Source organism: Prevotella pallens ATCC 700821, from assembly GCF_000220255.1.
GTDB classification, from domain to species: domain Bacteria; phylum Bacteroidota; class Bacteroidia; order Bacteroidales; family Bacteroidaceae; genus Prevotella; species Prevotella pallens.
This window is the reverse complement of record NZ_GL982513.1, coordinates 2,091,241-2,106,218: the sequence shown is the minus strand read 5'-3', so window position 1 is coordinate 2,106,218 and position 14,978 is coordinate 2,091,241. Positions and strand designations below refer to the sequence as shown.

At 34.2% G+C, this 14,978-nt stretch carries 10 protein-coding genes and 2 pseudogenes; 5 read left to right on the top strand and 7 right to left on the bottom strand.

Going from position 1 to position 14,978, the window contains the following annotated elements; all coding sequences use genetic code 11:
* The first annotated feature begins 80 nt into the window (after positions 1 to 80).
* From HMPREF9144_RS08235 to HMPREF9144_RS14080, 3 genes and pseudogenes are all read left to right on the top strand, one after another.
* Complete coding sequence (locus tag HMPREF9144_RS08235; protein ID WP_006045499.1) at positions 81 to 1,274, top strand: PM1201 family protein; 1,194 nt, start codon at positions 81 to 83, stop codon at positions 1,272 to 1,274.
* Positions 1,275 to 1,418: 144 nt separating this feature from the next.
* Positions 1,419 to 2,159: a hypothetical protein gene (locus tag HMPREF9144_RS08230; RefSeq protein ID WP_006045498.1), complete on the top strand. Its 741-nt coding sequence runs from the start codon at positions 1,419 to 1,421 to the stop codon at positions 2,157 to 2,159.
* Between the two features lie 185 nt (positions 2,160 to 2,344).
* A pseudogene (locus HMPREF9144_RS14080) lies at positions 2,345 to 2,599 on the top strand (transposase); the annotation flags it as partial.
* Between the two features lie 228 nt (positions 2,600 to 2,827).
* On the opposite strand, the gene HMPREF9144_RS08220 reads toward HMPREF9144_RS14080, so the two are convergent.
* Genes HMPREF9144_RS08220 through HMPREF9144_RS08205 form a run of 4 tightly spaced genes read right to left on the bottom strand, consistent with a single transcriptional unit; the run spans position 2,828 to position 9,155 of the window.
* Positions 2,828 to 5,038 carry an AAA family ATPase gene (locus tag HMPREF9144_RS08220; protein ID WP_006045495.1) on the bottom strand — a complete coding sequence of 737 codons (2,211 nt, stop codon included), beginning with the start codon at positions 5,036 to 5,038 and terminating at the stop codon, positions 2,828 to 2,830.
* Between the two features lie 28 nt (positions 5,039 to 5,066).
* Complete coding sequence (locus tag HMPREF9144_RS08215) at positions 5,067 to 7,979, bottom strand: N-6 DNA methylase (RefSeq protein WP_006045494.1); 2,913 nt, start codon at positions 7,977 to 7,979, stop codon at positions 5,067 to 5,069.
* 5 nt (positions 7,980 to 7,984) lie between these two features.
* The gene (locus HMPREF9144_RS08210) at positions 7,985 to 8,875 is read right to left on the bottom strand and encodes a DNA-methyltransferase (RefSeq protein WP_006045493.1); all 891 of its coding nucleotides are present in this window, start codon (positions 8,873 to 8,875) and stop codon (positions 7,985 to 7,987) included.
* Positions 8,865 to 9,155 (bottom strand): helix-turn-helix domain-containing protein, encoded by a 291-nt coding sequence (locus tag HMPREF9144_RS08205; protein ID WP_006045492.1) that lies wholly within the window; start codon positions 9,153 to 9,155, stop codon positions 8,865 to 8,867. Before HMPREF9144_RS08205 ends, HMPREF9144_RS08210 begins: the two co-directional genes overlap by 11 nt.
* Positions 9,156 to 9,410: 255 nt before the next feature.
* On the opposite strand from HMPREF9144_RS08205, the pseudogene HMPREF9144_RS13785 reads away from it, so the two are divergent.
* A pseudogene (locus HMPREF9144_RS13785) lies at positions 9,411 to 9,518 on the top strand (DNA damage-inducible protein D); the annotation flags it as partial.
* Between the two features lie 82 nt (positions 9,519 to 9,600).
* On the opposite strand, the gene HMPREF9144_RS08195 reads toward HMPREF9144_RS13785, so the two are convergent.
* The 3 genes from HMPREF9144_RS08195 to HMPREF9144_RS08185 form a co-directional block, all read right to left on the bottom strand.
* On the bottom strand, positions 9,601 to 11,346 hold the full coding sequence (locus HMPREF9144_RS08195; RefSeq protein ID WP_006045490.1) for a GH25 family lysozyme: 1,746 nt from the start codon (positions 11,344 to 11,346) through the stop codon (positions 9,601 to 9,603).
* Positions 11,347 to 11,733: 387 nt separating this feature from the next.
* The gene (locus tag HMPREF9144_RS08190) at positions 11,734 to 12,747 is read right to left on the bottom strand and encodes a class II fructose-bisphosphate aldolase (protein WP_006045488.1); all 1,014 of its coding nucleotides are present in this window, start codon (positions 12,745 to 12,747) and stop codon (positions 11,734 to 11,736) included.
* 458 nt (positions 12,748 to 13,205) lie between these two features.
* A complete protein-coding gene (locus HMPREF9144_RS08185; protein ID WP_006045486.1) occupies positions 13,206 to 13,469 on the bottom strand; it encodes a hypothetical protein in 264 nt (87 codons plus the stop codon).
* 1,012 nt (positions 13,470 to 14,481) lie between these two features.
* On the opposite strand from HMPREF9144_RS08185, the gene HMPREF9144_RS08175 reads away from it, so the two are divergent.
* Entirely contained in the window at positions 14,482 to 14,871 is a 390-nt protein-coding gene (locus tag HMPREF9144_RS08175; RefSeq protein ID WP_006045484.1) for a hypothetical protein, read from the top strand.
* Positions 14,872 to 14,978 lie beyond the last annotated feature (107 nt).

Sequence of the window (14,978 nt, the reverse complement as noted above, 5' to 3'; positions counted from 1 at the left end):
ATAAAAATTTTTTATTTATTTATTATTAATATGAGTATTTTATATTATATTTGCACTTGAAAACCTAAATATTAAAGAATATGGCAAAAACAAGTTCTAAAGTGATGATTTCCGATTTTAAGGTATGGTTGAAAGGAAATGGTAACTTAACACAAAGATCTGCAAATAGTTATATTTCATACCTTGGTGAAAGTCACAATAGCCTGTTGAGATTAGGTCCTAAGAATAAAGTATATGACTATATGGATGTTATTGAACAGTTTTACAAGGCTGGGGATATACTTTACGCTGTTACTGTAATCAATAACATTATAAAAAGAATTAACAATCTTAGGACTCGTTTACTAAAGGAGCTAAATAACCAACGTTCTGCATTAAAGAAGCTAAATGACCAACGTTCTGCATTAAAGAAGCTAAGAGTATTCTTACACTATAAAAGAAAAAATAATGTAGTGGATAGAACTTACCTTTCTAAGAAGAATACTAATAATCCTACTTCCTCAACGCTGGATGATATTAGAGACTCTTTCTCTAAATATTCCTTGGATAAGATAGATGGTTTTAATGAGTTAATTGTTTTTTTAGGAGAAGAAAAATTTATCAAATCAGTTATTGAAAGTTCTTTTTTCTTTGATAAAAAAATAGTTGATGATCAACGTAATGATATTTTTAAAAAACTTGGAGAACAACCAATTCCTGCAAGAAAAACAACTAAAACGCAAAGTGGAATTCCAGGGGTAGGAGTAAACACTAAAATTGGCAACCTTGATATATATCAGATTAACGGCTGCAATATACCTGTCAAGTTAGATGGGGATGGTAATAAACAGGTTCGTGATATAATTGAAGAAAAAACTGGGTATACAATTTCTTCTGGTAAGAAATGTATATTTCAAAATTATATTATCTCGCATATTTGGGGAGAGGCTTATGATCCAAGATACTTCACAAATTTATGGAATATAGTACTTGTACCAGCTTGGGCAAACAGCTTATTGGATAAAAATTCTGATGATGAGGATTCTATAGAGTTTAAGCTTAAAGAAACGTTTAAGAAAATATGTGTTGAACTTTATGATCTTGACGCTCCTCAATTCAGTGAAGAATGGGATGATATGGCAAGTAGAATGGGGGCGACTTCTAACGAAAAAATCACTTCTAATATAAGTAAGCACCCTACTTATCAGATTAGTGTAATTCACGAAAAGAATAATGGAGCAGGACTTCCGTATGGACCTAAGCAGGTTGGAAGAATTATCCTTCAAAATATTTAGGCTATCGTTAGTCTAATTATCAAAAAGGATATAGAAAACAAGATATGCCTGTGAGTATTTTTTCTGATGATATAACTATTCTTGATACGGTTGAAAGAGGTGAATTGATAAATAAAATAAGAAAGCTATTATAGAATTTCAATTATGGATATAGGAAAAAGATTAGCTGAGATTTGGAATGAGGAATACATTGCTTCACTTCCCAATGGGATTATTAGCAGAGGTTATACTTATGCAGACAATGTTCAAAGTGAGATTTTAGTAACAGGAATTAATCCATCGTTTCGCAATAATGAAGATAGTGGGATTATTCATGGACCAATAAAAGAAATCTGGTATGGGCAACAATATGATAATTATTGGAGTCCAGTAAAGAAGATGCTTTTTGACGAAGATATAGATTTAAGAGATAAGTCTGATTATCTTGATATTTTCTATTTTAAGGAGAGAGAGCAGAATATTTTGAAAACCCAAATATTAAAGACATCTGATGGTATAAAATTCATTGTTGACCAATTAAATCTTACGATGCACATTATTGAGGAAATTGTAAAACCTAAACTGCTTGTTGTGAAGAATAAGGAGGCACAAGCTTATTTTGGGAAACTCTTTGATGAGAAAGGATGGGTATGGATGGGTTATGAATTTGAGCATATTCTGGATATGGAATGTGGAGAACTTTGTCGTATTATTGGCTTAAGAGAGTGTGAAGGACGCATAGCCCCAGAAATTAAAGATACGCAACTGGAAGGGACCTTTGTTCTATTTACAAAGCATATAAATCAATATACGCCAATTGCAGAACGTCCTACCTCAAGGGTTCTTAAACTCATCTTAGATTGGTATGATTCTGAGAGGAGCGTTAGAGAGTTTGCAATAAAATAGCTTTATATTGGTCTTAGAATGACATTCTTTGGATGGTTCTATATAGAAAAACAGAGAACAAGTAAATTAATACAAGGTGTACTTAAACAATAGTCCGTTAAATATTATGCTGCATCAGCAGCGAAACTAAATATATCATTTATCCTTTCTTTATTAAATGGCGTGTTCGGGTTCTTCTCGAACACGTGCTTGATGACTGGATAAGGCAGGCTGAACAAAGTAAGATAACCCAACTACAGAAAATGGCTGTTACCGTGAAAACCTATAAGAAAGGAATCCTTGCCTGGTATGATTGCCATCTATCAACGGGAAAAGTTGAAGGTATTAATAACAAGATAAAGGTTATGAAACGAAATGCGTATGGATTTAGGGACGAGAAATACTTTACTCTACGACTTTATGCACTGTATGACTGCCGTATCACTCGAAATGTCGGATGAACCTTACTTTTGGGATATTCCAAATGGGAGAATTTCTCGAAAGTAATAGAGAAAGCTAAAATAGCTTGTGGAATTGCAGGATATCTGGTTTCTGACCATTTTCCTGACGTCAGGAAAATGGTTAATCTCGGGTCTGGGTACAAAGCAAAAAGCTAAGTAGTTTGTTGTCAAACACTTAGCTTTTTCTTATTTTATAAATGTTCCCAAATTGTTCCCAACCAACATTTATTAACCAGCTTCTTCAACACCCATCATCATGTTATAATGTTGTACATGCCCAGTAACTTCAAAAACTTGTTTGAACACTTTTAGATATCTTTCAGCTTGTTCTTGGTCTGGAATTACACTATAATCATCGGGAACACAATGAGAGCCATCATTTACCCAGCATAACAAAGAGCGACATATTTCTTTTTCTTGTAAGCTGGGAAATTTCTGCAGAATGTCATCATCATCATATTTCCCTAATACCTTAAAATAAGTTTCATAAACTCTTCGCATTGTATTTTGTAGTGTTATAATTGAAATCTTGTCCTTATTCCTTAGCTCATTCCACAAAAGCTCATAAGATCCTTGAATTGGATTTTCTTTCTCATAACATTGAATGATGGATTTATTGTTGTTCTTCCTTAAAATCCAAAAGCATGTGTCATTTTTAGGCATTGTTCTACTATCAATAAAAGATACTTCTTTATGAAAATATACATTATGTGTCAATAATATCAATTGAAGGACATTGGTCTCTCCCTTCTTTATCTTCTTGATTTCTTCCTTGATTAGAGAGCTAACAACAAATAAAATTGTACTATCTAAACTAGAAATAGGGTCGTCAATAACTATAATCCTGTCGCTATTAGTTGTTTCAGGAGTATTCCCTCCCTTAACTAATTGCATAAAATACAAGAAAGTGATGAAAGTTATTTCGCCTTCACTTAATGTACTATTGGCAATCTCACCATTTTCTCTTTTTATTTGATAATAGTGTTCTCCCTCCATAGGAACTATCGAAAAAGTAGTAAAACCATATGCAGACAGACTCCTATTTATTTCATCAACAGATGCCTGGACACTTGTAATATTTTTATTTCCCTCTTTAATTTCGTTGTCTAAAACAGAATATTGTTTTCGCAAGCTGTTTAACTCTTGCTCCATATTTAATATACCACGTTCACATCCAGTTTTCGTTCTCACGAAAGGGTCAATTAAGTCTTTTTTCTCTGCTATAATGTAGCTCCAGACGTCTTTTATTAACTGATGCTTCTCTTTTGTGAAGTCATTTACAATGGCATTATGTGAATTAATTTTCTGATTAACTCGTAATATTGTATCATTAAACCATGCTATTAATTCCTTAGAGCTTTGCAAAGTTAAGCTACGACTAGGTTCCTTTAATTTATTTTCAATTATTTCTTTATTATGCGAAAACAGTTGAATTAATGAAGTCTTTTTAGCATCAAAAAGTTCCAAATCAAGCATGGTTGGTGATATTTTTTCCCTTTCAATAATACTAACTAATTGATTTAATAGTTCTTCCTTTAATCCCAAATATGAATTTGATACATCCTTTAGTTTTTGAGAATCTAAAGTAAAAGTTTTGTCAAAATATGCCTCGATATCTTCACGAAAATGCTGATCAATTGTTTTCTTTTGACAGAATGGACAAATATCAGAATCTATTGTTAAAATCGACCTACCCTGATTTACCCAATCGCTGATTCCTAAATGTTCAATTAGAGAAGCAATAGCTACATCTGTTTTACCAACGATTTTTTTAGTCCATATTACTTCCTTCTCCAACTTATTTATCTCTTCGACGCCAATTAATTGTGGCAAGGGGTGCATAGGAGATGGTACTTTGCCAAATAGAGTTTCTGCACGAGATACCAATTCCTTATAGTCTATACTATTACTAGAACTTGAATTCTCCCAAGAATCTATAACTTTCTGGGCAAAACTTGCTTTGCTATTTAAGAAACCAGCAAAGGCATCCTTAAATAAAGAGCTATATTTACTTTTAATGCTATTCCAACAACTTTTATTAAATTGTTCTTGAGCCTCTTTAAGTTCTTGTTTCTTCTTGTCTAACGTTGTTTTCTTCTGTTGACCTTGTTGTTTCAGTTCACGTAGTTTTTCTTTTTTTCGTTCTAATTCCTCTATTTGTTCTTTAGTTGCTTCGCCCAAAGTGAATACTCCTGGGATATTCTCACCAAAATTTTTTTCACGAAATGTTTTATTATATACAAAAACATCTTCATTATTATCTGAAGACCACACAATTGAGCTATCCGTATATAATTCAGGAGAAGCTATTACATTAGATATAGTTGTTTTTCCACAGCCATTTGCCCCGTAGATAAAATTGATTTTTTTGAGATTATCAATTTCTACGCCTCTTTCATCAAAGGTTGCTGCATTTTTTATAATAATCTTTTGTATCATTTTATTTAATCATTTTCTATGAAACGTTTTATCTTTCTGACATAAAAACCCTATCACAAACAGAAGTGATCAGAATATTATAAAGGCTATCAAGCAATTTTTCGTCTAACCCAAAACACTTCATAATGGTAGCATCAAAGTTACGCCTATCAGTACGAGTTACTTCGTCCATCACCGAATTAATATTTCGGTTCTTTATTGGTCGAAATGCAGCTATAATAGTATCTACATCACTTTTGCTTAATAAATTAGGATTTAGCATTTTAAGCTGCTTAAGGAAATCTGCATTCAAATCTAAAGCACCTAAGCTTCGTGAAGTTCCTCGCATTTCAAGTATTAGGAATGTTATAACAGAGTTGAGTAGGGCAGCTATCAGCTCTACATCATAGCCATCCTGCACCTGCATTGCGATTAAACGCTGATCAATTACAAATGGCTCTTTGGCAAAAGTAAAGAAGAAGCGTTCGTATGGATTTATTGTAGTGATAATGTGTGCCCTTTTAGGATTTAGAGAATACCAATAGGGACGGTGTCCTGAGCATGCCTCTGATATTGTTTGGCTATCATTCTTGTTAGGTGCGTTCACAAATTTATCAATCCATGATTTCGTTCCTTTGTCTATTACATTTTCCTCATCTTGGCAGACGAATGCCCTAAACTTATAATTATCATCAAACTCTATCTGTTGAAGCTCTGACGATGACTTCACATACGGAACCAAATACTTTTCGTCAATACGTGATGATTTTACATCCTTATCTTTAATGACAAACATAGGATTCCAACCTGTCCGCTCCCCTCTAAACACTTTTACAATGTTTGGATAATATTGGGTTAAACAACTTTCAAAGCTACCAAATAGATTGGTGGAAAGGAAAAGCTGTCCCCAATTAGTCTTGTTTTCAAGACTATCTAACAAACATTCCTTAGATGCCAAGCATACAGATAAACTTCCATCTTTACGCTTATATAGGTCATCAAAGAAATTGTCCTTCTCCCACAAAGTATTATGTGGGTCATTACAATTATCTATATCGCTATAAAACTCTTCTATCTGCTGTATTTGTTCACTAATAGAATCCGTTACAAACAGTTCGTTTAGCTTACGATTAAGAGTTACAAATTTTGTAGGCTCTTCACTCTGAATTTTATCTAACACAAAATAAATAGTAGATACCTGTGAATCCTTAAACCAATGTTCTGCATTGCTCTTTACGACATATCGTATATGGAAATTGTCTAATAAGAACTTTTTAAATTGGAAGCCATACTCTTTACCTAACCATGCATTTGATGTTATTGCAGATAAGCAACCATCGGGTTTAAGGAATCGGTCTGCATTGTAAATACAATATGTGAAATAATCTGAACGTTCGTTGATTTTGAAAGTTTTATCTTTCAAAAATGCTTGCTGCTCACTTTGGAATTGTTCTCTAAAGTATGCTGACAGTTTCTCATTGGGAATATCCTCCTGTTGTACAAATGGAAAATTGCTTGCTATACCATCAAAAGTTGGTATAGGTACATCAATATGCTTATTATGGTCGTACGAATCGGGGAAAACCACTTTTTCTCCAACTTCCAGATTAAAGAAATCATTACGCGTAACACGTGGGAAGTTGTCTGTTGCTACTACATCTTGCTTATATAGGTTGATAACAGATAAAATTGCAGGGAAATGAGATACATCATTGCCCCATATCTGCTTTAGTAGCTCTCTGTGTTCCTTTGTCCCAAAAGCTTGTAAAATCTCATAAAAAGAATTTAGAAAAGTACCAGTCCCACAAGTAGGGTCGAATAATACGTCCTTATTAGTCTTAACAACAGGGAAAGCCACAAGGTTTGCCAATACCTCATTAGTAAAATATTGACCAAATTTCTGCTTTTCATCATCAGGCACAAGGTTTTCCAATATATGTCCAATAACTTCTGTTGGCAACACTTTGAAATCAAAAGTGGTCAGCACCTCCAATAGAGCATAAATTGCTTTATCGACCAAAACAGAATATTCTATACAATCTGTAAAATATGGTCTAAAGATAGCTTGATAATCTATCTTCTTTGCTTTGTCAAAATAGCTATTCAATAAATCTTTACTAGACTCATTTTCATCAAAAGTAATCGGTTCCAACTCTCCACTTAAGTTCTCGCAAAGTGTCAAATAGAAAATGGTCTTGCCTATCAAGTTGTAAAAAGTAAACTTTGCCAACACCTGCTCTGGTATGACATATTCTCTCTTTCTTGATGAGGATTCTAAAATCTTCAAAGTGGAACTTTCATATATCTTCCACTTATTGAACTCATTTCTAAATGTACAATTACATCCTTTTTCCTTAACAATAGCTTCTTGAAATTGTGGGATAATGATTGCTGAGGCTTGCCGTACAGCAGCAATTATGTTCTTTGAAATATCAAGTGCAGGTTTCAGAAAACCATTGTGATACAAAGAGTCCAAATCATGCAGGATTTCCCCTGCACGTGCTTTCAATAATGGCTCATGCTGTGCAAACTTTACAGGATCAGCTAAATCTTCACGGCTATTGATTGTTGAAACCTTTGGATAGTGTTTTAACTTTGACAGGCTATCAAGTGTATATTCTTTATCGTCGATATGCCAAATTATGGCTTCTGCACCATTCCATGTAATAAAGGAATCAGAATGTAATTTATGTGCCTTTTCAAGTGCATTCTCTAACATAACAGCATCATCAACGGCAGTATCTGGAAACTTCAATTCCCAGCCATTGAATATTACACCAGAAGTCTTATCAATGAAAAGAAGAATATCAGGAAATTTTGTTCTTCCTGATTTCATTTTTACACCTGTATCATTAGTTGCATCTTGAAAAATAGTAGTCTTTCTGTCAATAGCTGATTTTATCCAACTGATAAGCTGACCAGTCCAATCTCGTTCATTTCTCTTTATTTCAAGTTTTGCCATAACTACTATTTAACTGCTAAAGTATATGCTTTGTTATCAAATAAACCTTGTATAACAGGCTGTTTTTTTTCATCGTGCTGCATTGCTAAGACCTCTGTTAGGCGATCAGCACATACTTGGATGTAGTCTATTGATTTGACTTTATGAAGCATTACGTTCTGATTTTTTTCGATTCCGATATACTTTCTATGCTCCATTGCTGCCGCAACTAAGAAGCTGCCACTACCACAAGCATTATCAAGAATAATATCCCCAGGATTAGAGAATGTTCTTATTAAGTATCGTCCTAACTCAATGGGCTTTTGAGTAGGGTGATATACTGGTCCTTCTGACTCAGCCGTTTTAACATACAAAAAGTCTTCTATTGGCAATTCATTATCGTCCATGAACAGAACGTCATTTGGATAGCGCATACCATTACTTTGAACATGTCGTGGCTTAAAATCTCCATAACTTCCTGTATATTGATTTTTGCGAATACCCTTATCATAACTCTCTCCCTTTGTCATTTGAGGATTATATGTGGGTTGCTGTTTATAAAACACACAAATATCTTCATGTTTTCGCAAAGGCTGTTTCTTAGCATTTAAGAAATTCGTTGATTTTGATTTTATCCAAACTATTTTATATTTGAACCAATCTTCATTGCTTAAAATCAGTTTTGCAGTAAAAAGACCTTGTGCTGTCAGGACAATAGCACCATTATCTTTTATTATACGCATATACTGTTGCCAAAGCTTATTTAAGTCAATAACAGAATCCCACTTATTTTGTGTTGTACCATAAGGTAAATCGCACAAAATCATATCAACAGATTTGTCTGGGATATTAGGCATAACTTTCAGACAGTCATCTTCTATAACCTTATTAATAAAATCTTGAATGTTATTTTCCATATTCGCGTATATTTTCTGCTACCATATTAATTACTCCATCAGCACAATCTTCTTCTGCTAAAACATCATATACTTTATCTGCGAGCCATAATTGCAAAAGTTCCTTTGTGTTTACGTCAAGTAACTTTGCCAATATAATGACTTGTTCCCGTTTAGCTTTTCTTTCTCCTCTTTCAATACGGCTATACATAGGGGTATCTATCTCCAATGCAGAAGCCAACTGCCTTTGAAGTAACTGTTTCCCCTCTCTTAATTCTTTTAATTTATCAGCAAACAACATATTTGTCAATAATTGATTTGTCTTTATTTGGCAAATATAATATTCCTATTTGAAACGAACAAATTTTTCTAGAACTTTTTGATTAATTCTTCGTTTTAGAAGTTACAGATAGAGTGAAGTGCATCTACTCTATCTTGATAAATCTCATTAGTTCTTCTGCATCAAACTATCAGTCTTTTGTTTTAGTTGTTGATCATATCCATCCGCTTTCTCCTTAATAAGCTTGATAATTTTTTCATCACGATGAATGTCGAAATGAAAAAGAAGATGGGAGTGCCTACAAGTAGACCTATTGCATATTTTCTACCCACAATTAGTATTAAAGCGACAGATTTTGCAGCCGAAATTACTAACGTCAATGTGTACAATACTACCCAAATTGAGGAAACATTTTTGTGCCATATAAATATCCATTACACTCAGAAATAGCTATTTGCACATACACTTATGGTTTTTGGGTGGGCGTGGAAGAGAATGAGTGCTTTTGTAGAAATGTTTCGTATTGGTTACGGTATCCGTTGAAAACATTTATATCTACATCGCCGTGAATACCTCTTACTTTTCCATCGGGCGAGAGTTGCCAGTAGGTAAGCTTTAATTCTGGTTTATATTCTCCATAGCGAGCAATCCAAACAGAGTATTCGCCTTGTATGTCGATTGCCATTGGCAGATAGCGTTTGGTAAACATTTGACTGATGTAAAGAATAGGACGTATCTTAGTTGCGCTATAAACCGTTTTGAGCCAATTGCGAATATGTTGAAACATTACTGCAGGTCCGCCCATTTTTGCAATTTGTTCGTCGGAAGGTTCTACATCGAGCACTGCAGGCAAGTCTCCTTTTGTAAAAAGGCTATGTTGCAAAAAATATCGAGCTTGTTCTGTGCCTGACGATGTTGTAGAAAAGAAATGATAGGTTCCAACACGTATGCCGTGTTTGTGTGCCTGCAGATAGTCGTTTCTGTAGTAAGGGTTTAGTACTGTGCGTCCTTCAGTAGACTTAATGTATACGAAAGCAATAGGATAGTTTACTTGTCCTGTTATTTGTTTTGTACTTATTTTCCCTAAATCCGTAATTCTGAGTTTTGCCCATTCTATGTTATAGTGTTTTGTTCCTTTTTCGTGTTGATGTTTAGATAGGTCTATGCCGTAAATACGTTCGCTATTATGGTTCATACGTTCGCCTTTAAACATTCCATCTTTCCATTCTCCCACTTGTAAATATTCGTGTGGAGCAATGTAGAAACCAAATCCATTGGGTTTACCATTAAGCCAATGTCCATCGTAGAAGCTACCATTATTACCGTGGTGTTGCCCATATCCATTAGGAACAGAGTTTTTAGTTTCGCCCACATAATAGCCTTGTTTGTAGGGCATACCTTTTTGCAGTGGTTGGTTGATAGAAGTGTTGGACCAATGCAACAATTTTGTTTTAGCCGTTTCAACCGATAGCACAGCCGATTCGTTATGTGGTGTAGATTTTGTTTGCGTTTGCAGCAATAAACTGGAGTCAGCGGCATAAATAGCAATTCTATTACACATTATACGTTTGCTATTGTGTTTACCATAGAGCGCTATATATCTATTTATTTGTTTTACACGTAGATGAGCTTTGCGTGGAATGTTTTCTAAAGCATTGATTACTGTTTGTAACGAATCGCGTTGTCGCTGAATGTGCCAATGGTAAGCAGCTACTGTATTGTAGCCATAATCTTGAACGTTGTGCACACGCATATAGTAGGAAAGTTCGTTATATTGTGTTTGTAAATCGGCTAATTCATCGTCGGTTCTTTTTAGTTCGTTCGCTATTAACTGGTGTAAAGCAAAACTACTGAAACTTAATATTGTAGAAGGGCGATTACTCCATTTTGTAACCACACGTCCAAAGCAAGTAAAGGGGAGCGATAAACTATTTACCCAATAAGCGTGTGTGCGTGTTTTTCGTGGTCGTACAGAGTCGGCTTGCATTGCCCCACCTATCAATTTCGTGGGAGTGTAGTTGGTGAAAAAGAATGTAGGTTTGCCATTTATTTCCAGTTGGTAATAAGCTTGTTGTTCTACCACTAATGCCGATTGGTTTATAGCTTTTGTTGTAGGAGGCAACACAAGATAGATTATAAAAGCTGAGAGCACAAGCAACAGTGCAAATATAATAATGCGTTTTTTAGTTTGTAGAATATGAAGATATAACATAGTGTGTTTCTGTTTATATAGCTTACAATGAGAAAAGGTGAAAAGAGGTATCAGAATAAAATATGATATAGAATAGAAGCTCCGCTATATAGTTTTGCTGTGCAACGAGAAGTAGTAGCGAAGGTTTCGATATACATAATAAATAAAAATACTAATGCTACAATGGTTGTTAGAAATATGGTTATGGTGTGCATATTGCGTTGTTGTTAAAATAGGAACAATACAGTTTGTTCATATTGTCTTTAGAAAAATATATATATTGATTGCATCAAAGTTTTATAAGGACAACAGTTTTTTTATTTTGAAATAATAAAACGAAAGCGATAGAACAGAAAAGCGGAAACCCACTAATGGGAATCCGCCTATATCTTTAACTATCTAAGAATATTAGTCAAGGTTAGCCAACTTGTTGTCGGAACCAAGTACATCTTTAATCTTTTCAGTGTAAAGTTCAATCATGTACTCACGAGCCTTACCACAGTACTGACGTGGGTCGAAGTATTCTGGGTGCAAAGCAAATGTTTCGCGAACACCAGCAGTGAATGCAAGACGAGAGTCAGAGTCGATATTAATTTTACATACAGCACTCTTTGTAGCTTTACGGAGTTGTTCTTCAGGAATACCAACAGCGTTAGGCAGAGCACCACCATACTTGTTAATAATATCAACATACTTCTGAGGAACTGAAGAAGAACCGTGAAGTACGATTGGGAAACCAGGAAGTTGCTTCTCTACTGCCTGTAATACATCGAATGCCAATGGAGGAGGAAGTAAACGACCAGTCTTCGGATCGCGTGTACATTGTTCTGGTTTAAACTTATAAGCACCGTGAGAAGTACCAATAGAAATAGCCAACGAGTCGCAACCAGTACGTGTTGCAAAATCAACTACTTCTTCAGGACGTGTGTAATGAGACTCTTCAGCCACAACATCGTCTTCCACACCAGCTAATACGCCAAGCTCACCTTCTACAGTTACATCGAACTGATGTGCATACTCTACAACCTTTTTAGTTAATGCAATGTTCTCTTCGTAAGGAAGTGAAGAACCATCAATCATAACAGAAGAGAAACCTGTATCTACACAGCTCTTACACAATTCAAAGCTATCACCGTGGTCAAGATGAAGTACAATTTCTGGGTGGTGGCAACCTAACTCTTTTGCATACTCAACAGCGCCTTCTGCCAAGTAACGAAGCAAAGTTTGGTTAGCATACTTGCGTGCTCCCTTTGATACCTGAATAATAACAGGAGACTTTGTTTCTGAGCAAGCTGTAATAATAGCCTGAAGTTGCTCCAAGTTGTTAAAGTTAAATGCGGGCACAGCCCAACCACCATTAATGGCTCTCTTGAACATCTCGCGTGTGTTCACGAGACCTAAGTCTTTATAATTTACTGCCATAATATTGTTGTGTATTAAAATATGAATACTGAATACTAATAACTGATTGCAAATATAAACTTTTATTTTGTGAAAACCAAACCTTATACAAAGATAATTGGTAAAACAGCTAATTTCTACTTATTTCTTGACTATAAACAACAGTTGTTCTGTGAAAGCAACAATAAATGTGGTATTAGTTTGATATATATTGCGAGCTTTCTTCTTGTTTTGTTGCCCTAATAGAACAAGTATATTAAGTACAGATAGTTCGTTATAGTGTACACCATTATATATACAACTTGATATAATCATATATACAACTTGATATAGTTTGTTATACATATATTTTGAATTTTATTAATCAGTTAAACAATAAAGTAACTAAAGTTCCCCACCCTTAAAACACTGGCATTTCTCATTCCCCTTTGCTTGTCGCCCTTCATATCCATTGCCTTTTAACACATGGCTAATAGAAGTTATGCAGTCTGTTCATATACATCATCCCATTTTCCCAATGCTTCAGCTATTACAAGGATTTTACTCAACTCTTTGTCGCTGATCGTAGCCATAAGGTCTTGGGAAGTTATTCCAAGTGTTTCTCCTAAAACACGAAGAATGCGTTCGATACACAAGTGACCGATGCCAAACTTACCAAAAAGATGAAATAAATCATCACTCATTCGAGTTTTAACATTCAAAAGTTTGTATAACTCACTTATTTTCTCTATTTTTGCTTCCATAACAGTTTTGTAGTCTTGTTTTTCAAATCTGTTCTTTAGCGATTGCTAATTTACAAAGAAAATTCAACAAACTGTTATATTTCTATCTATTTATTAGGGTGGGAAACTTTAGTGATTTAATTATACCCAACAAAATGAGAGGAGAAGGTATAAGACTTGGTGGTAACATTAAAGAAATATGAAAATGGACAGAAATAGTAAGGATAGAAGACTAAAATGTATGATTTGCTCTTTATGTGTCATATTAATAATATTTAGCTGTGCAGATAAAAAGAATAGATATGGCATAAATTTTAACAACCAAAGAAGTATTATAAAGTTACCTCTATTAGATTCTTCTTGGAAATACTCCCCCTCCTATACATCTGAGGGGGGTACTTGGGTTAATCCGCAAAAAAAGGACGGAGTACCTTGTTATTTTCAAAAGCGCAATTTAATAAAGAACAATAGGTTAATTTGGGAAAGTGATATATATTTGGGAGGCAAAACTTATATGACGATAGATGGAAGTATACGAGAATCTTTGACTGTTACATACTATTTCGAAAAAAAGAAATGGGAATACGTCTATCATACAGCTAAAAGAAATTACAATAGTAGTAACTGCCCTTCTCAAATTAAAAAAATATATAATAGTATTGATGTCGTAATATCAAAAAGCGAGGCGGACTCTATACTCTTCTCTTGGGGTTTATGATTGAGTTGGAAATTAAACAATCAAGGAAAAAAGAAAATCTGTTCTTTAGCGATTGCTAATTTACAAAGAAAATTCAACAAACTGTTATATTTCTATCTATTTATTGGGGTGGAAAACTTTAGTAAAGTAAAATATATCGAGCCGCTAATAGCTAATTTATACTTAATTGGGTTTATAAACTAAATACGCATTAATATAAGGTGTAATTATCTTGTTAGAATAAAATAAATATTTAACTTTGCAGGCGTAACTATTAACAATTAGAGAGATGAAACTCTCTTAAAACGAAACAATTAATCATTAACGTATGTAGTGATGAACTTAGTAAGAAAAAAGCTACAGCATAGCCTCCACAACAAACAATGTTTTATAGCTACATTGTTTTGTTTCTACGACTACAATGCAGCTACTACTGCTGACGTTCGTATTGTGTACATTACTAATTTACTTAATTCTTACGTTGCTGAAATGTTTGGCTTATACATTATTAATAAGAAAATAAAAGTAGAAATGGAAATGAAGAGAATTTATGTAAAACCACATGTGGAGCAACACAGAGTTTTAACAGAGAAACTTTTAACTAAGGACAGCGACCAGGGCGACCACGCAGAATCTAAACCGCATGACAATACATTGTGGGAACAAGATGAAGAATGGACAAATAAATTTGAAAATAAGTCTAAGCGAGGAAAGAATATTAAATAGCTAATTGCTTTTACCTTACGGTATTGCTACACCGTTTAAACTACATTTATATACTGTTGAAATGGTGTTTCGTAAGTGTAAATTCCGTGCACGTATATATCTACGAA

Coding starts and splice junctions, on each gene's coding strand:
- HMPREF9144_RS08235 (WP_006045499.1), top strand. CDS start 81: ATGGCAAAAACAAGTTCTAAAGTGATGATTTCCGATTTTAAGGTATGG.
- HMPREF9144_RS08230 (WP_006045498.1), top strand. CDS start 1,419: ATGGATATAGGAAAAAGATTAGCTGAGATTTGGAATGAGGAATACATT.
- HMPREF9144_RS08220 (WP_006045495.1), bottom strand. CDS start 5,038: ATGATACAAAAGATTATTATAAAAAATGCAGCAACCTTTGATGAAAGA.
- HMPREF9144_RS08215 (WP_006045494.1), bottom strand. CDS start 7,979: ATGGCAAAACTTGAAATAAAGAGAAATGAACGAGATTGGACTGGTCAG.
- HMPREF9144_RS08210 (WP_006045493.1), bottom strand. CDS start 8,875: ATGGAAAATAACATTCAAGATTTTATTAATAAGGTTATAGAAGATGAC.
- HMPREF9144_RS08205 (WP_006045492.1), bottom strand. CDS start 9,155: ATGTTGTTTGCTGATAAATTAAAAGAATTAAGAGAGGGGAAACAGTTA.
- HMPREF9144_RS08195 (WP_006045490.1), bottom strand. CDS start 11,346: ATGTTATATCTTCATATTCTACAAACTAAAAAACGCATTATTATATTT.
- HMPREF9144_RS08190 (WP_006045488.1), bottom strand. CDS start 12,747: ATGGCAGTAAATTATAAAGACTTAGGTCTCGTGAACACACGCGAGATG.
- HMPREF9144_RS08185 (WP_006045486.1), bottom strand. CDS start 13,469: ATGGAAGCAAAAATAGAGAAAATAAGTGAGTTATACAAACTTTTGAAT.
- HMPREF9144_RS08175 (WP_006045484.1), top strand. CDS start 14,482: ATGAACTTAGTAAGAAAAAAGCTACAGCATAGCCTCCACAACAAACAA.